The organism is Streptomyces sp. NPDC002564 (genome assembly GCF_042889645.1).
GTDB lineage: Bacteria > Actinomycetota > Actinomycetes > Streptomycetales > Streptomycetaceae > Streptomyces.
In genome coordinates this window covers 655,110-671,175 of record NZ_JBIARE010000003.1, presented here as the reverse complement: position 1 = coordinate 671,175, position 16,066 = coordinate 655,110, and the positions used below count along the sequence as shown (strand labels likewise).

Below are 16,066 nucleotides of genomic sequence, written 5' to 3'. Positions count from 1 at the left end.
TCCAGGGCTACGCTGGAGAGGTGCCGGAGGACGTGGGGGGCACGCCGTCTTTCCCTGACGGCTGGGAGCCCGACGACGACCGCGACCACGGGGGTGCGGACGAAGAGTTCGCCTCCGTGGTCTTCGACGAGGACTTCGTGCGAGCCGCGGAGATCCATGAACCGACCGCCGTGGAGCGGCTGTTGGCCGCCGCCCAGGCGCGCGCCGAGGCCTCCGAGGCCGAGGCCCGCCGGGCCCGCACCCGCGGCGTGGGCCGCGACCCCGCGGACGACGAGTTCTACGAGGACGGCTTCGGCCCCGACGACGGCGAGTTCGGCCGCGACGACGACCTCGACGACGCCTACGAACACGACACCTCCGGCCGGAGGTACGGCCGCCCGGGCCGCCACCCCGCCCAGGCCCGCTGGCACCGGCCCATCGCGTGGATGCTCGCCCTCCTGATGGGCATCGGCATGGTCGCCCTCGCCTTCACCGCCGTCTACCGGGGGGCCTCCTCGGGCCGCCAGGACCACGTGCCCGCCCCCGCCTCCACCGAGGTCGGCCAGAGCGCCGACAAGGAGGCCTCGCCCAGCCCCTCCGTCCCGGCCGGGTTCAGCCAGTCCGCCGTGCCCGCGGAGCCCCGCACTCCCTGAGCGCCACCCCGCCCCGCCAGGTACCCCGCCGTCCCGCACGCCCGTGGGGCGTTCTCAGAACTTGTCGTGTACCAGGGCGTTTACCTGACCGCCCGGAGACCTACTCTGAAGGTATGGGCGGGCCAGGAGACCCACCGGCGGGGACACCCGAGGGCGCTCCGAGCGGTGGTGAGGACGAGTACCGATCCGTTGTCTTCGACGAGTCGTTCGTTCGTGCTGCCCGCCTCCAGGAGTTATCCGCGCGCGAGCGCATGGACGACCACACCCGCGCGGTGCGCCGCCGCCCCCACCGGGCCCTGTCCCGACAGCTCGTGATCCTCGCCGTGCTGATCGCGGTCGCCTTCGGCACAGCGATCTACATGGGCTTCCGCACCCCGTACCGGCCGCCGGTGGCCGACCGCCCCGATCCGCTGCGCATGACGGTCATACCGCTCGCGCCCACCGGCCGCGTCGCCGGTTCGAAGAGCGTCGCCGACCTCTACGCGCACAGCCGGGCCGACGAGTTCCGGGTCGGCGCCGAAGGCATCAACATCCCCGCGGCACGCCGTACTTCGCACTTCTCGGAGAGCCAGGTGATGGCCGCGCTCATCACCGCCAAGGACTACCTCGTCGAGTCCTCGCTCGACCCCGACGTGCTCACCGGCGGCTCCGCGCGCTCGGTGCGGATCCTGGTCGACCCGGAGCAACTGGGCCAGTTCGACCAGAGTTTCCTGCACCCGTCGGCCGACGGGCGGCACGCGGCCACCGGCTGGCTGGTGCGCTTCGACCCGGCCCGGACCGCGCTCGCCGACCAGCACGTACGGGCCGACGGCACACTGCGGGTGGTCGAGGCCGACAAGAACACCCTCGAAGTGACCTCGGACCACACCTTCGTGTACGCGCTGCGCCCCACCGGCAAGGACCGCGCCGAGGCCTCCCTGTTCACCGTCCGCCGCGAGCTGCACTTCCGCTTCGACCGCGACGACCTGCGCATGCACCGCGCCGAGGTGCTCGTCTCCGCCACCCAGGCCGGCCCGCTCGCCTGCGCGGCCGACACGGCGAACCACCTGCGCCCGCTGCTCGCCGGACAGAAGGCGAGGGCGGGCGGCCCGGCGGGCACCGACCCGTACGCGACGGGCGAGGCGACGGCGCTCTGCGGATCCCTGGCGACCTCGGCCCGGCCCCCGGCCGTGCCGCGCTGACCCCGCCGGGGCCACCGCGCGATCCGGGGGCCGCGACCCTCGTACGCGCTAGGGCCGGTCGGTCGGCGGGGTGCCGTCGGCCGGGGGAGTGCCGCCGGACGCCGGGCCCCCGCCCTGCCCCGTGAACTTCCCGCGGAGCTTGCCGCCCAGGTCGCCCGCGCCGCCCGCGATGTCGCTGACCAGCTTCATCAGCGGGTCCTTGCTGTTGCGGACGTCGTCGGCGTACGCCGAGGCCGACTGCCGGAAGGAGTCCGAGACCGAGGTGTCCTTGTCCTCGTCCCTGCGCGGGTAGTGCCCGTCCATGATCCGCTGGAAGTCGCGGGACTCGGCCCACTTCTTCAGCTCGGCGGCCCGCACCGTCGCGAAGGGGTGCGTGCGCGGCAGGACGTTGAGGATCTTCAGGACGGAGTCGCGCAGGTCGCCCCCGGCCTCGTACTCCTCGGCCTGCGCCAGGAACGCGTCGACGTTCATCTCGTGTAGGTGGTTGCCGCCCGCCAGCTTCATCAGGCCCCGCATCGAGGCCTTCAGGTCCTGGCCGACGAGCAGCCCGGCCCGGTCCGCCGACAGCTCGGACTTGCGGAACCACTCGCGCAGCGCCGTCACGATCGCCATGATCGCGACATTGCCGAGCGGGATCCACGCGACCTTCAGCGCCAGATTCGTGAGGAACAGCAGGATCGTGCGGTAGACGGAGTGGCCGGACAGGGCGTGGCCCACCTCATGGCCGACGACCGTCCGCATCTCCTCCTCGTCGAGCAGCTCGACCAGGCCGGTCGTCACGACGATGATCGGCTCGTCCAGGCCGATGCACATCGCGTTCGGCACCGGGTCCTGGTTGACGTACATCGGCGGGACCTTCTCCAGGTCCAGGATGTAACAGGCGTCCCGCAGCATGGTGTTGAGGTGCGCGAACTGTGCGTCGGACACGCGCACGGAGTCCGAGAGGAACAGCAGCCGCAGGCTCCGCTCGGGCAGCAGCCCGCTGAGCGCCTTGAAGACCGTGTCGAAGCCGCTCAGCTTGCGCAGGGCCACCAGGGCCGAGCGGTCCGCCGGGTGCTCGTAGGCCCGCGAGGAGATGCCGGGAAAGCGCCTGCGCTGCCGGCTCGGCACGCGCTCGTACCCCTCGCCGTCCCCGCCGCGGTGGTGGTCGTCGGTCATGCCGCATCCCCCATGTGTCTCGTCCTCCCGTGCCCCCGAGGTGGGGCCCAGCCTAGGCGGAGATACCGTGACAGGGCAGCACACAGAAGGAGTCTTCCGTCATGGAGCACAGTCCTGGGGCCGCCTGGCTCACGGAGGCGGCGCAGGCCGCGGAGCAGCAGGGACCGGGCAATCTGCTGCGGATCGTGCTGATCGTCATGGTCGTCGGATGCGTACTGGTCGGCTGGTTCCTCCTGCGGGGTTACCGCCGGACCAGCGACAGCGGCTCCGTGCGCGGCGCCGACAGCGCGCCGGACCGGAGCCCGGCGCGCACGCCCGGTGAGGCGGCGGACCCGGCCGACGGGCAGAGCGCGGACGGTACGTCCGACAAGGGCCCCGGCCACCGCAACGGCTGAGTCGGCGTAAGGCGGAACGAGCCCCCCGCTTACGATGGGACGGAAGTCTTTATGTCCATCCCACCTCCGGATAGGTCCTGCCTGAGATGAGCCTCCACAGCAACGCCGCCCAGCTGGTCACTCTCGCCTCCGAGGGCGGCGAGCACGGCGGCAACCACGAAAGCCTCAGCCCTCTCCTCACCGGCGGCGGCGCCTTCGTCGTCCTCCTGCTGCTCCTGTGGATCACCACCCGCTTCAACCGGGACCGCTGAGCCGTACCGTCCCGGACGGGACGGCCGAAGTACCGGAACGGGACCGCTGAAACAGGGTCCGTCCGCCGGGCCGGTAGGGTCTGCACGCATGGGAGAGCAGGACATGCCTACCGGTCCGGAGACCGGTCCGGTGAGCAACGGCAAGCGCCGCCTCGGCGTCATGGGCGGAACGTTTGATCCGATCCACCACGGACACCTCGTGGCGGCCAGTGAGGTCGCCGCGCAGTTCCACCTCGACGAGGTGGTGTTCGTGCCGACCGGCCAGCCGTGGCAGAAGAGCGACAAGCAGGTGTCACCCGCCGAGGACCGCTATCTGATGACGGTCATCGCGACCGCGGAGAACCCGCAGTTCTCGGTGAGCCGCATCGACATCGACCGCGGCGGAGCCACCTACACCACGGACACGCTGCGCGATCTGCGGGCCCTCAACCCCGACACGGACCTCTTCTTCATCACGGGCGCCGACGCCCTCGGCCAGATCCTCACCTGGCGCGACACGGAAGAGCTCTTCTCGCTGGCGCACTTCATCGGGGTGACCCGGCCGGGCCACACGCTGGCCGACCCCGGACTGCCCAAGGGCGGTGTCTCCCTGGTGGAGGTGCCGGCCCTGGCCATCTCGTCCACGGACTGCCGGGCGCGGGTCGCCAAGGGAGACCCGGTCTGGTACCTGGTGCCCGACGGCGTGGTGCGTTATATCGACAAGCGAGAGCTGTACCGCGGCGAATGAGCCGAGAGGGGCACCGGTGAACGACCGACAGTACGACCCGTATGCGGGCAGCGATCCGTATGCGGGCGAGTACGCGGCTGACCAGTACCAGGTCGTCGGGTACGACGAGTACGGGCGACCGGTGTACCAGCAGGTGCAGCCGCAGGTGCCCCCGCAGCAGGCTCAGCAGCACCAGACCCAGCAGCACCAGGCGCAGCAGCAGGGCTACGGGTACGACCCGTACGCGGGCGGTCAGCAGCAGGGGTACGAGAGCGGGGCGAACGGGGCGACCGGGGCGTACGACGCGTACGGGAACACCGGGACCTCGTACGGGACGGGCGGCGCCGCGGCGTACGGCACGGCCGCCACGCAGGACACCGGCTGGATCCCCCAGCAGCAGCCGCACCAGGACCAGCAGCAGCACTACCAGGATCACCAGCAGGCGCAGCCCCCGCAGCCCCCGCAGCAGTCCGTACCGGCGCCCGCGGCCGCGCCGGAGGCGGAGCGCGCACCGGAGTCCGCGCGGCGTGCGCCGGAGCGTGCGGCGCGCGGGGAGCAGCCGGGCGAGTACAAGACCGAGCAGTTCTCGTTCATCGAGGAGCCGGACGAGGAATCCGAAGACGTCATCGACTGGCTGAAGTTCACCGAGAGCCGCACCGAGCGGCGCGAGGAGGCCAAGCGGCGCGGGCGCTCCCGGGTCGTCGCGCTCGTCGTGGTGCTCGCCCTGGTGCTCGCGGGCGGCGTCGGCTACCTGTGGTTCGCGGGCAAACTGCCGGGCCAGTCGGGCGGCGAGGACACGGCCGCCACGGCCACGGGACCGCAGAAGCGCGACGTGATCGTCGTGCACATGCACAACACCAAGGGCAAGGGCACCTCCACCGCGCTGCTGGTCGACAACGCCACGACCAAGCAGGGCGCCACCGTCCTGCTGCCCAACACGCTGGCCGTCTCGGACGACGACGGCACGCCGACGACGCTCGGCACGTCCGTCGACGACGACGGCTCCACCGGCACCCGCGAATCGATCGACACGGTGCTCGGCACCGAGGTCGAGGGCACCTGGCGCCTGGACACCCCGTATCTGAACAACCTCGTCGAGCTCGTCGGCAACATCGACATCGACACGAACGCCGACGTGCCCGACCCCAAGGCGAAGAAGGGCGAGGCGCCCCTCGTCAAGAAGGGCGGGCAGCAGACGCTCAGCGGTCCGATGGCGGTCGCGTACGCCACCTACCGCGCGCCCGGCGAGAGCGCGACCGCCCAGCTCGAACGCTTCGGCGCGGTCATGCAGGGCATCCTGCGCAAGCTCTCCTCGGACCCGCAGGCGGCCACGACCACCGTGCAGTCGCTCGCCCAGATCCTCGACCCCTCGCTGGAGGAGAAGGACCTCGGCGCCTTCCTCGCCAAGCTCGCCGACCGGGCCAAGGGCGGCGACTACCAGACCACGCTGCTGCCGGTCCGGCAGGACGGCACGCTGTCCGAGCAGGCCGGCGACACGGTGGTCAAGGACGTCCTCGGCGGTGCGGTGAAGAGCCCGGACAAGGACGCGGCCGTGCGGGTCGGCGTCAAGAACGCCTCCGGGAAGAAGGCCGCGGCCCAGGAGGCCCGGGTCTCCCTGGTCAACGGCGGCTACACCTTCATCGACGGCGGGGCGGGCACCGCGGCCCAGGCCACCTCCCAGGTCACCTACGCCGACGCGGGCAAGAAGACGCAGGCCACCGAGGTCGCCAAGACCCTGGGCCTGCCGGCGAGCGCGGTCCGCAAGGGCACGACGCCGCAGAACGCGGACGTGTCCGTCGTCCTCGGCCAGGACTACCGGACCGGGTGAGACGAGGCGCACCGCCCCGGCACGAAGGCCCCCGGGCCGCCCGTGCCGGGGCGGTGACGCAATCGTCTGGGGCGGTGTCGGCGGTCCGTGAGACCCTGGGGGTGTATCCACCAGCCGAAGGAAAGCTCACTAGTGACCGCCACGGACCGCTCCACCGAGCTCATCACCGTCGCCGCCCAGGCGGCTGCCGACAAGCTCGCGCACGACATCATCGCGTACGACGTCAGCGACGTGCTGTCGATCACCGACGCCTTCCTGCTCGCCTCCGCGCCCAACGACCGCCAGGTCAAGTCGATCGTCGACGAGATCGAGGAGCAGCTGAACAAGCAGCTCGGCGCCAAGCCGGTCCGCCGTGAGGGCGACCGCGACGCGCGCTGGATCCTCCTCGACTACGTGGACATCGTCGTGCACGTCCAGCACAGCGAGGAGCGCGTCTTCTACGCGCTCGAGCGCCTGTGGAAGGACTGCCCCGAGATCGACCTGCCCGAGGACGCCAAGGCGACCCGCGGCAAGGGCGCCGAGCACGCCGAGCAGCGGGCCGCGGAGGAGGCCGACCTGGACGGTGAGCTGCGGTGACGACCCGCGGTTGCCGGATCATCCTGTGGCGGCACGGCCAGACCGCGTGGAATCTGGAGCGCCGCTTCCAGGGCTCCACGGACATCGAGCTGACCGAGACGGGCGTCGCCCAGGCCCGGCGCGCCGCCCGGCTGCTCGCCTCCCTGAAGCCGGACGCCATCGTCGCCTCCGACCTCAGGCGGGCGGCGGCCACGGCCGGTGAGCTCGCCGCGATCACCGGGCTCCCCGTCGCGTACGAGGAGGGCCTCCAGGAGACGTACGCGGGTGCCTGGCAGGGTCTGACGCACGACGAGATCATCGCCCGCTTCGGCGAGCAGTACGCCGCGTGGAAGCGCGGCGAGGCGGTGCGCCGCGGCGGCGGCGAGCTGGAGACCGAGGTCGCCGACCGGGCCGCCCCGGTGGTCCTGCGCCACGCCGAGAAGCTGCCGGAGAACGGCACGCTGGTGGTCGTCAGCCACGGCGGCACGATCCGTACGACGATCGGCCGCCTCCTCGGTCTGGAGCCGCACCACTGGGAGGGCCTCGGCGGGCTCACCAACTGCTGCTGGTCCGTCCTCGGCCAGGGCGCGCGCGGCTGGCGCCTGCTCGAGCACAACGCCGGCACCCTGCCGGAGCCGGTGCTCGGCGACGACGACTGAGCGACGCCCGGACCTGCTCCGACGTGCGGCGGAAGCCGTTCGGCGGGGCGGCGGAACCCGCTCGGGCGGGCGGCCGGACCCGGATTTCACATTCGGCCTGGTCGCAGGCTAAAGTTCTTCTTGTTCGCCCGCCGAGCGGGAAGAACACACGGGGCTATAGCTCAGTTGGTAGAGCGCCTGCATGGCATGCAGGAGGTCAGGAGTTCAATTCTCCTTAGCTCCACAGTCCCGGAAATCCCGTCCCCATCAGGGGGCGGGATTTTCTTGTGTCACGGCGGGACCGCCGCCGCCTGCGTCGGAGCGCTTTTCCCCGGCCGGATTGAGTCGGAGGGGGCACCGGGAGCGTATGCATCCGGGAGCGCGCCGTGGGGGTGCGCCGGTGCGATGTCCGCGGTGGCCGCGCTCGGTGCCGTGTCCGGACTGGTACGAATGCGTCGCTGACCGGTTCGCTCGGGGCGTGGCAGAATCGGACGGCCGGAAGGGGACGCAGCCCGACGGGAGGGAGAGCGAGATGCCTGCGCGCATCCTCGGAGAGGTCGACCGCCTCTCCGGAGCGGCGGCGGTAGGAGACCGACGCGGGCTCCGCACGCTCCTCGACTGCCCTTCCTGCGGCTCGGCCCACGTCGCCCAAGTGCTGGGGGACAACGGCGGCATCTCGTACGTGTGTACCGCCTGCGGCCACAGCTGGAGCTGATCGATGGGTGCACACAGGCGGAAATGCGACTGGTGCGGCAGCGGTACGCCGATCGTCCGCGACATGGAACCCGTCAACCAGGACTACCAGTACTGGTGCGAGGAGTGCGCGCGGGCGCTGATCATAAAAGGCGATCCCATCGAGACGTACCGCGAACTCGAAGGGGAGCCGATCTACGGCCGGTTGCTCGACGAGCACTGCACGCTCAAGCGGTTCTACTCGTTCGCGACCGCGTGACCGCGACCAGCAAAAACGTGAAAGCAGCCGCTACGTAGAGCGCGGACAGCGTCATTTGGCCATAATTCTGGCCGAGTTCGCGCCTGCCGATGCCGTGCGGCACCCACCACAGGGCGTACGAGCAGAAGACGAGACCGACGCCCCCGGCGACCGCCCACCGGGCCCGGCCGCCCCGGTGCGCCGCCTCCGTCCCCAGGAGCAGCACCATCGGCACGCACCACACCCAGTGGTGCGACCACGACACCGGGCTCACCAGGAGTGCCGTCGCCGCGCAGGCGAGCACCGCCCGGGCCCGCTCCCCGCGCAGCGCGGCGGTCACCGCGACCGCGAGGCCGAGCGCCCCGGCCGCCGCCGCGGCCGACGCCCACCGCGCACCCGGCTCCCCGGTGTGCAGGAACCGGGCCAGCACGCCGCGCAGCGACTGGTTCGCGGTGTCCTCGGCGAACCCGACCCGGCCCGCCTCGAAGACCATGCGCGTCCAGAAGCGCCGCGAGTCGTACGGCAGTACGGCGGCCGCGAGGAGCGTCGCCGCGGCGAACGAGCCGCCCGCCACGCACGCGTGCCGCACCGAGGGCCGCCACGGTCCGCGCCGCACGGCCTCGGCGGCGCCGGTGAGCAGCAGGAGCACCGCGAAGAGCGCGGGCGTCAGCTTGATCGCCGCGGCGACGCCGATGCCCACGCCGGCCCAGCGGTGACCGGGGCGCCGGGAGAGGTCCCACAGGACCAGGACGGCGAGCAGCAGGTTGATCTGTCCGTAGCGCAGCGTCGTCCACACCGGCTCGCACCAGACGGCGAGGGCCGCGACCCACAGGGCGCTCTCCACGCGTGCGTGGCGCTCGCCCCGCACCAGCCGCAGCGACAGGTGCGCGAAGGCGACGAGGAGCAGCAGGTTCCCGAGCGTCGCCAGGGTGCGCATGTCCGCCGTGCCCAGCAGGGTCAGCGGGGTGAACAGGAGCGCGGCGAAGGGCGGGTAGGTGGTGGGCAGCCGCGCCTCGGTGGTGCGCAGCGCGTAGAGGTCACCGCCCGCGCGCACGGTCTCGCCCTCGGCGCGGTAGACCATCAGGTCGATCATCGAGACGTCCGCCGCCCGCTGCGCGAGCCAGAAGGCCGTGAAGGAGAGCAGGCAGGCACCGGCGGCCAGTGGCACACGGCGTCGGGCGGCGGCGAGCGCGATCACGGTCACGAAGGCTGACAGTACCGCCCGTATCCACCCAGACCGGAAACGATTTGGTGGAGCACGGGTAGGACCGTGTAATGTTGGCGGAGCCGCCGGGGGAACCGGGCGGACAGGCAAGGGGCTATAGCTCAGTTGGTAGAGCGCCTGCATGGCATGCAGGAGGTCAGGAGTTCAATTCTCCTTAGCTCCACAGAAAATGAGCGGGCCACCCGAAAAGGGTGGCCCGCTTTTTCGTGTGCTGTTCTCCGGTTCGTGTGCTGCTCTCCGGTTCCTCGTGTGGTGTCCTCCGGCGGTCAGGAGCGTCCGCTGCCGAGTGCCCTGCGGCCGCGTCCCGGCGGCAGGGCGGCCTGCGGCGCCGGGCGGCCCCGGGATGCCGTCGCCGGGTCCTCCTCGATGCGCAGGGCGAGCGCGGGGCAGCGGCGGACGGCGCGGGTGGCGCGCGCTTCCGCGTAGCGCGGCACGGAGGCTTCCGCCACCGAGGGGAAGCCGTCCGGGCCCAGCTGGATGAGCTCGGGCACGATGTCCGCGCACAGTCCGTGGCCCTGGCAGAGCGTCCAGTCGACGGCCAGCTTGCGGCCGCTGGGCGCGGCGGCCTGCGGGGCGTCCTCCTGGAGGGGCAGGACTCCTTCCACGGGACGACCGCATCCGCCGCCCAGGACATGGGCCGCGAGATCGTCGGTGAACGCCGAGATCGTCGACTCCAGGAAGGCGGCCGAGCCGTCCGGGTGCTTGCAGGCGCCGCGCCGCTTCACGGCCCGGGTCACCTCGCGCAGCGCTTCGAGTGCGGTCGGGCCGCCGCCCTGGAGCACGTCCGCGAGACCGCGGGCCGCCGCGGGCAGCCCCAGGTAGCAGGGCCCGCACTGTCCGGAACTCTCGGCGGCCAGCCACTGCGCGACGCGCAGCGACTCCCCGAGCGGACAGGTGCCCTCGCCGATCGGCAGGATCGCGCCCGCGCCGAGCGCGCCCCCGCAGGCGTCCAGGGCGGCGCGGGAGACGACCGCGTCCTGGGCGGTGACGCTGTCGAGCCACCTGCCGTGGTAGCCGCCCGTCAGGACGCCCTGGGGGAGCGCGGGCGCCCCGGCGAGCTGGAGGACGTACCGCAGCGGCACGCCGGTGGGCACCTCGATCACCATCGGCCGGGCGACCGCTCCGGAGAGGGTCAGCAGGACCGTGCCGGGCTCGTCGTGCAGGCCGGTGCGGCAGTAGCGGTCGGCGCCGGCCCGCGCGGCGACGGCGAGCTGGGCGAACGTCTCGGCGTTGGAGAGCAGGGTCGGCGCACCGCCCACTCCGGAGTCGGACGTGCGCACCTTGCGGCCCGGCGGCAGCGGGGGCCCGCCGTCCGCCGAGCGGACGAGGGCGGAGGACTCTCCGGTGACCATCCGCACCGGGTTGCGCTGCACGCGCGCGCGCAGGGCGGGGCCGCGCCGGTTGCCGAGGCCGCGCTCGGCCAGTGCCGTGCGCATCGAGGCCTCGGTGGAGTCCCGGGTCACGCCGACGACCAGGGTGCGGGCTCCGATGGCCTCGGCGGCGAGCAGGGCGCCGTCCAGGATGAGGTGCGGTGCGCGGTTGATCAGGACGGTGTCCTTGCGGCAGGCGGGCTCGTCCTCGCTGCCGTTGACGACGACCACGGGGCGTACGCCGCGACGTATCGCCGCGTCGGCGACGGCCCGCAGCTTGCGTGCGAACGGGAAGCCCGCGCCGCCCCGGCCGCGCAGCCCGATGTGCTCGGCGAGGCGGGCCAGCGGCTCGCCCGCCATGGGTTCCAGCGGGCCGTGCACCTTCAGGTGCATGGCCAGGTCGAGGCGTTCGACGAGGTCGAAGCCGGAGGTGAGCAGGGGCAGGCCGACGACGCGGACTTCGGGGACGTCGGGCAGCGACGCGTTCACGGGTGGCCTCCGGTGGCGGCGTTCCAGGGCTCGCCCGAGCTGGGGGCCTGAAAGGGCCGGTGCAGCGGTTCGGTGGCGGGGCCGCTGTCGTACGCGGGATCGAGGACGGGGTCGTACGCGGGGTCGAGGGGCGCGTCGTACGAGGGGTCGTAGACGGGCCGGGGAGCCGTGTCGTACGTCGGCTGGGGTGCGACGTAGGGGGACTCGGCGGGCGGTGGCGGCGAGGGCGCGGGCCAGCGGCCCATCGGTTCGGCGCGGGGCCGCGGGACGGTGGGGTGCGACTGCGGGGCGGGGGCCGTCGCGCGATAGGCGGCCGAGATGCCGACGACGGGGTCAGGGGCGGTCGCGGGGGCTGCCGTGCCGGGCAGCGGGGCGGCGGCGGTGTCCCGCGCGGGAGGGGTCTCCCGGGGCGGGGCGGCCCGTTCCGGTTCGAGCAGGGCCAGGACGCGGGCGGCGACCGTCCGCTTGACCGGCAGGGGCGCCGCGCGCAGGGCGACGGCCCCGGCGACCGCGACCAGGCACAGGCAGTACAGCGCGACCACCCACGGCTTCGGCTGGCGGCCCGCGTACAGGCCGTGGACCAGCGCCGCGCACCAGGCGGGATAGGCGAGCATGTGCACCGCCCGCCAGCGCGAGGCGATCCGCGCCGGGGAGGCGAAGGCGCTGCGCAGGGCGCCGGTGACGCCCGTGGCGACCATGAGGAAGCCCGCGAGCGAGCCGAGGCCGATGAGGCCCGCGCTGCCGGTGACGCCGAGTCCGAACGGCATCAGGGCGCCGAACAGCGACACGTGGTCGAGCGCGACCTTGACGGTGCCGTGCAGCAGCAGGAAGCCGACCGAGGCGACCGCGAGGGCGCGGTGCACGGCCTGGGCGACCAGGCGCTGGCGCGAGTGCAGGAACAGACGGTCGGTGGCGACCAGGCCCCACACTACGGCGGACGTCAGCGAGACCAGGGACAGGACCCCGGCGGTGAAGTCGATGGCGGCCCGCAGGGCGTCGCCGCCGGCGAAGACGAGCAGGGGTATCAGGAGCAGGGCTCCGACGCTCAGGACCCGCGAGAGCGGGAAGGAGCCGCGCCCGGCCGGCCGGGCGGACGGACGGGGAAAGGAGCCCGAGGGCGCACGGGAGGCCGGGCGCGGCGACGAGCGGGAAGCGGGACGGGACGACGAACGGGGAGATGATCGCGGGAGGGAACGGCTCTTGCGGTGCGGGTGCAGAGGGTTCATGGGGGCGACTCCGAAATGGTTCGGTCCCGCCGCATGCTAAGTCGCTCCATACCGGTGGGTACGGGGTTTGAGTTATTGCGTCGTTATCAAAGTGCGACACGATCTTGGTGTTGCCCCGATAGTGGGCGGTACGCGGGGTAACCCTTGGCCAAGGCTCGGTGATCGACCCGGCGGGGGCCCGCCGGTCCACGGGGCGGCGGGGGCCGGGCGTCACGAGGGGAAGCTCGTCGCGGGCCGCGGGAGTGCTGCGGTACCCTGATGCCATGCGTGCCGTACGCCTTCTGCTTAGCGGGCCGCGCTGATCAGTCCCGACCGCCGCTGACATCGCGGTCGGAATCGGCGCGGCGTCCCCTCCTGTGCGAGGGGCATTTTTATTTGGCCACCACGGTCAATTCCGCAGGCAGAGACGATCGATGGAGCTTTGAGGATCATGAGCGAGACGAATTCTGCTGCCGCCTCCGAGGTGGCCGCGCCGCACCGCTACACGGCTGCTCTGGCGGCCGAGATCGAGGCACGCTGGCAGGACTTCTGGGACGCCGACGGCACCTACGAGGCGCCGAACCCGAGCGGCGACATGGGTGCGCGGAACGACGCCGAGACCGCCCTGGTCGAGCGGCCCAAGAAGTTCATCATGGACATGTTCCCGTACCCCTCCGGAGCGGGCCTGCACGTCGGCCACCCCCTGGGATACATCGCCACGGACGTCTTCGCGCGCTTCCAGCGCATGACGGGCCACAACGTCCTGCACACCCTGGGCTTCGACGCCTTCGGCCTGCCCGCCGAGCAGTACGCCGTGCAGACGGGCACCCACCCGCGCGTGTCCACCGAGGCCAACATCGAGAACATGAAGTCCCAGCTGCGCGCGCTGGGCCTGGGCCACGACAAGCGGCGCTCGTTCGCGACGATCGACCCCGAGTACTACAAGTGGACCCAGTGGATCTTCGTCCAGATCTTCAACTCCTGGTACGACGCGGACGCCGCCAAGGCCCGCCCGATCGCCGACCTGGTCGCCCAGTTCGAGAGCGGTGAGCGTGCCGTACCGGCCTCCACGCGCGCGTGGAGCGAGCTGGACGCCACCGAGCGCGCGGAGGTGCTGAGCCAGTACCGCCTGGCCTACGCCTCCGACGCGCCGGTCAACTGGTGCCCCGGCCTGGGCACCGTCCTGGCCAACGAGGAAGTCACCGCCGACGGCCGCTCCGAGCGCGGCAACTTCCCCGTCTTCAAGGCCAAGCTGCGCCAGTGGAACATGCGCATCACCGCGTACGCCGACCGCCTGCTGGACGACCTGGACGCGCTGGACTGGCCCGAGGCCATCAAGCTGCAGCAGCGCAACTGGATCGGCCGCTCCGAAGGCGCCCGCGTGAGCTTCCCGGTGGGCATCGAGGGCGACGCGATCACCGTCTTCACCACCCGCCAGGACACCCTGTTCGGCGCGACCTACATGGTGCTGGCGCCCGAGCACGAGCTGGTCGACAAGGTCGTCCCCGCGGCCTGGCCCGAGGGCACCCACGAGGTCTGGACCGGCGGGCACGCCACGCCGGCCGAGGCCGTCGCCAAGTACCGCGCCTTCGCCGCCGCCAAGTCCGACGTGGAGCGCCAGGCCGACGCCAAGGAGAAGACCGGCGTCTTCACCGGCGTCTACGCCACCAACCCGGTCAGCGGCGAGCAGGTCCCGGTCTTCATCGCCGACTACGTCCTGATGGGCTACGGCACCGGCGCGATCATGGCCGTCCCGGCGCACGACAGCCGCGACTTCGCCTTCGCCCGCGCCTTCCACCTGCCCATGCACTGCGTCGTCGAGCCGTCCGACGACCGCGGCACCGACACCCGCACCTGGGACGACGCCTTCTCCTCCTACGAGGCGAAGCTGATCAACTCCTCGAACGAGGAGATCTCCCTGGACGGCCTGGACGTCACCGGCGCCAAGGCCCGCATCACCGGCTGGCTGGCCACCCGGGGCATCGGCGAGGGCACCGTCAACTTCCGCCTGCGCGACTGGCTGTTCAGCCGCCAGCGCTACTGGGGCGAGCCCTTCCCGATCGTCTACGACGAGGACGGCATCGCCCACTCGCTGCCCGAGTCGATGCTGCCCCTGGAGCTGCCGGAGGTCGACGACTACTCCCCGCGCACCTTCGACCCGGACGACGCGAACACCTCCCCGGAGACCCCGCTGTCCCGCAACGAGGACTGGGTCAACGTCACGCTGGACCTGGGCGACGGCCCCCGCCGCTACCGCCGCGAGACCAACACCATGCCCAACTGGGCGGGTTCGTGCTGGTACGAGCTGCGCTACCTGGACCCGCACAACGACCAGCAGCTGGTCGACCCCGCGGTCGAGCAGTACTGGATGGGCCCGCGCGAGGGACAGCCCACCGGCGGCGTCGACCTGTACGTGGGCGGCGCCGAGCACGCGGTGCTGCACCTGCTGTACGCCCGCTTCTGGTCGAAGGTCCTGTTCGACCTGGGCCACATCTCGTCCGCCGAGCCGTTCCACAAGCTGTACAACCAGGGCATGATCCAGGCCTACGTCTACCGGGACGGCCGCGGCTTCCCGGTGCCGGCGACCGAGGTCGAGGAGCGCGACGGGCAGTTCTTCTTCGCGGGCGAGCCGGTCAAGCGCGAGCTGGGCAAGATGGGCAAGTCCCTGAAGAACGCCGTCACGCCGGACGAGATCTGCGACGAGTACGGCGCGGACACCCTGCGCCTGTACGAGATGGCGATGGGCCCCCTGGACGTCTCGCGCCCCTGGGACACCCGCGCGGTCGTCGGCCAGTACCGCCTGCTGCAGCGGCTGTGGCGCCTGATCGTCGACGAGTCCACCGGTGAGGTCACCGTCGCGGACGTCCCCGAGGCCGACGTCGACGAGGCCACCCTGCGCGCCCTGCACAAGGCGATCGACGGCGTGCGCCAGGACCTGGACGGCATGCGGTTCAACACCGCCATCGCCAAGATCACCGAGCTGAACAACCACCTGACGAAGGTGGGCGGCGCGGTGCCCAAGTCCGTCGCGGAGCGCCTGGTGCTGCTGATCGCGCCGCTGGCCCCGCACGTCGCCGAGGAGCTGTGGCGCAAGCTGGGCCACACCGACACGGTCGTCCACCAGGACTTCCCCGTCGCCGACCCGGCCTACGTCGTGGACGAGTCCGTGACCTGCGTCGTGCAGATCAAGGGCAAGGTCAAGGCGCGCCTGGAGGTCTCGCCCTCGATCTCCGACGCCGATCTGGAGAAGGTGGCGCTGGCCGACGAGAAGGTCGTCGCCGCGCTGGGCGGCGCGGGCATCCGCAAGGTGATCGTGCGGGCGCCGAAGCTGGTGAACATCGTTCCCGCCTGATCGCGGTCGGAGTCCCGGCGCGTTCGCCGGGTGATCGCGGGCGGCTCGGGACGCGCTTCTCGGGGTAGTCCCCTACGGGCAGGTTGGGGGTTCCATTGGAACCCTCGGCCTGCCCGCTGCGTTTACCGTGGAAGAGCGGCGATCGCGCCG

15 protein-coding genes and 2 tRNA genes are annotated in these 16,066 nt (G+C 72.1%); 13 read left to right on the top strand and 4 right to left on the bottom strand.

The window, feature by feature from the left end; genetic code table 11:
* The first annotated feature begins 20 nt into the window (after positions 1–20).
* Positions 21–632: a hypothetical protein gene (locus ACFYXE_RS14520; RefSeq protein WP_389312327.1), complete on the top strand. Its 612-nt coding sequence runs from the start codon at positions 21–23 to the stop codon at positions 630–632.
* 113 nt (positions 633–745) lie between these two features.
* Positions 746–1,813 carry a hypothetical protein gene (locus ACFYXE_RS14515; RefSeq protein WP_389312325.1) on the top strand — a complete coding sequence of 356 codons (1,068 nt, stop codon included), beginning with the start codon at positions 746–748 and terminating at the stop codon, positions 1,811–1,813.
* A 48-nt stretch (positions 1,814–1,861) separates the two neighbouring features.
* On the opposite strand, the gene ACFYXE_RS14510 is transcribed toward ACFYXE_RS14515, so the two are convergent.
* On the bottom strand, positions 1,862–2,971 hold the full coding sequence (locus tag ACFYXE_RS14510; RefSeq protein ID WP_389312323.1) for a M48 family metallopeptidase: 1,110 nt from the start codon (positions 2,969–2,971) through the stop codon (positions 1,862–1,864).
* 101 nt (positions 2,972–3,072) lie between these two features.
* On the opposite strand from ACFYXE_RS14510, the gene ACFYXE_RS14505 reads away from it, so the two are divergent.
* The 9 genes from ACFYXE_RS14505 to ACFYXE_RS14465 all read left to right on the top strand — a co-directional run bounded on the left by ACFYXE_RS14505 (position 3,073) and on the right by ACFYXE_RS14465 (position 8,296).
* Positions 3,073–3,366: a hypothetical protein gene (locus ACFYXE_RS14505; protein ID WP_361177704.1), complete on the top strand. Its 294-nt coding sequence runs from the start codon at positions 3,073–3,075 to the stop codon at positions 3,364–3,366.
* An 86-nt stretch (positions 3,367–3,452) separates the two neighbouring features.
* Positions 3,453–3,617, top strand: a complete 165-nt coding sequence (locus ACFYXE_RS14500; protein WP_150184080.1) for a hypothetical protein — start codon at positions 3,453–3,455, stop codon at positions 3,615–3,617.
* 88 nt (positions 3,618–3,705) lie between these two features.
* The gene (nadD, locus tag ACFYXE_RS14495; RefSeq protein WP_055568631.1) at positions 3,706–4,344 is read left to right on the top strand and encodes a nicotinate-nucleotide adenylyltransferase; all 639 of its coding nucleotides are present in this window, start codon (positions 3,706–3,708) and stop codon (positions 4,342–4,344) included.
* A 16-nt stretch (positions 4,345–4,360) separates the two neighbouring features.
* The gene (locus tag ACFYXE_RS14490; RefSeq protein ID WP_389312321.1) at positions 4,361–6,151 is read left to right on the top strand and encodes an LCP family protein; all 1,791 of its coding nucleotides are present in this window, start codon (positions 4,361–4,363) and stop codon (positions 6,149–6,151) included.
* Between the two features lie 132 nt (positions 6,152–6,283).
* Positions 6,284–6,727 (top strand): ribosome silencing factor, encoded by a 444-nt coding sequence (gene rsfS, locus ACFYXE_RS14485; RefSeq protein ID WP_361177693.1) that lies wholly within the window; start codon positions 6,284–6,286, stop codon positions 6,725–6,727.
* Positions 6,724–7,365 (top strand): histidine phosphatase family protein, encoded by a 642-nt coding sequence (locus ACFYXE_RS14480; RefSeq protein ID WP_361177695.1) that lies wholly within the window; start codon positions 6,724–6,726, stop codon positions 7,363–7,365. The genes rsfS and ACFYXE_RS14480 overlap by 4 nt, the downstream gene beginning before the upstream one ends.
* Before the next feature lie 150 nt (positions 7,366–7,515).
* Positions 7,516–7,588, top strand: a tRNA-Ala gene (locus tag ACFYXE_RS14475).
* 288 nt (positions 7,589–7,876) lie between these two features.
* Positions 7,877–8,059 (top strand): hypothetical protein, encoded by a 183-nt coding sequence (locus ACFYXE_RS14470; RefSeq protein WP_361177697.1) that lies wholly within the window; start codon positions 7,877–7,879, stop codon positions 8,057–8,059.
* Positions 8,060–8,062: 3 nt separating this feature from the next.
* A complete protein-coding gene (locus tag ACFYXE_RS14465) occupies positions 8,063–8,296 on the top strand; it encodes a hypothetical protein (protein ID WP_006137425.1) in 234 nt (77 codons plus the stop codon).
* Here the strand turns inward: ACFYXE_RS14465 and ACFYXE_RS14460 are convergent.
* Positions 8,265–9,479, bottom strand: a complete 1,215-nt coding sequence (locus ACFYXE_RS14460; protein ID WP_389312317.1) for a glycosyltransferase 87 family protein — start codon at positions 9,477–9,479, stop codon at positions 8,265–8,267. The genes ACFYXE_RS14465 and ACFYXE_RS14460 overlap by 32 nt on opposite strands.
* Positions 9,480–9,590: 111 nt before the next feature.
* On the opposite strand from ACFYXE_RS14460, the gene ACFYXE_RS14455 reads away from it, so the two are divergent.
* Positions 9,591–9,663: transfer RNA gene (locus ACFYXE_RS14455), tRNA-Ala, on the top strand.
* Positions 9,664–9,766: 103 nt separating this feature from the next.
* Here ACFYXE_RS14455 and ACFYXE_RS14450 read toward each other — a convergent pair.
* Both ACFYXE_RS14450 and ACFYXE_RS14445 read right to left on the bottom strand, forming a co-directional pair.
* Complete coding sequence (locus tag ACFYXE_RS14450; protein ID WP_389312315.1) at positions 9,767–11,359, bottom strand: NADH-ubiquinone oxidoreductase-F iron-sulfur binding region domain-containing protein; 1,593 nt, start codon at positions 11,357–11,359, stop codon at positions 9,767–9,769.
* Positions 11,356–12,585 (bottom strand): cytochrome b/b6 domain-containing protein, encoded by a 1,230-nt coding sequence (locus tag ACFYXE_RS14445; RefSeq protein ID WP_389312313.1) that lies wholly within the window; start codon positions 12,583–12,585, stop codon positions 11,356–11,358. The genes ACFYXE_RS14450 and ACFYXE_RS14445 overlap by 4 nt, the downstream gene beginning before the upstream one ends.
* Before the next feature lie 430 nt (positions 12,586–13,015).
* Here ACFYXE_RS14445 and leuS point away from each other — a divergent pair, with 430 nt between their 5' ends.
* On the top strand, positions 13,016–15,916 hold the full coding sequence (gene leuS, locus ACFYXE_RS14440) for a leucine--tRNA ligase (protein WP_389312311.1): 2,901 nt from the start codon (positions 13,016–13,018) through the stop codon (positions 15,914–15,916).
* Positions 15,917–16,066: the final 150 nt, after the last annotated feature.

Coding starts and splice junctions, on each gene's coding strand:
- leuS (WP_389312311.1), top strand. CDS start 13,016: ATGAGCGAGACGAATTCTGCTGCCGCCTCCGAGGTGGCCGCGCCGCAC.
- ACFYXE_RS14445 (WP_389312313.1), bottom strand. CDS start 12,585: ATGAACCCTCTGCACCCGCACCGCAAGAGCCGTTCCCTCCCGCGATCA.
- ACFYXE_RS14470 (WP_361177697.1), top strand. CDS start 7,877: ATGCCTGCGCGCATCCTCGGAGAGGTCGACCGCCTCTCCGGAGCGGCG.
- ACFYXE_RS14500 (WP_150184080.1), top strand. CDS start 3,453: ATGAGCCTCCACAGCAACGCCGCCCAGCTGGTCACTCTCGCCTCCGAG.
- ACFYXE_RS14510 (WP_389312323.1), bottom strand. CDS start 2,971: ATGACCGACGACCACCACCGCGGCGGGGACGGCGAGGGGTACGAGCGC.
- ACFYXE_RS14515 (WP_389312325.1), top strand. CDS start 746: ATGGGCGGGCCAGGAGACCCACCGGCGGGGACACCCGAGGGCGCTCCG.
- ACFYXE_RS14505 (WP_361177704.1), top strand. CDS start 3,073: ATGGAGCACAGTCCTGGGGCCGCCTGGCTCACGGAGGCGGCGCAGGCC.
- ACFYXE_RS14465 (WP_006137425.1), top strand. CDS start 8,063: ATGGGTGCACACAGGCGGAAATGCGACTGGTGCGGCAGCGGTACGCCG.
- nadD (WP_055568631.1), top strand. CDS start 3,706: ATGGGAGAGCAGGACATGCCTACCGGTCCGGAGACCGGTCCGGTGAGC.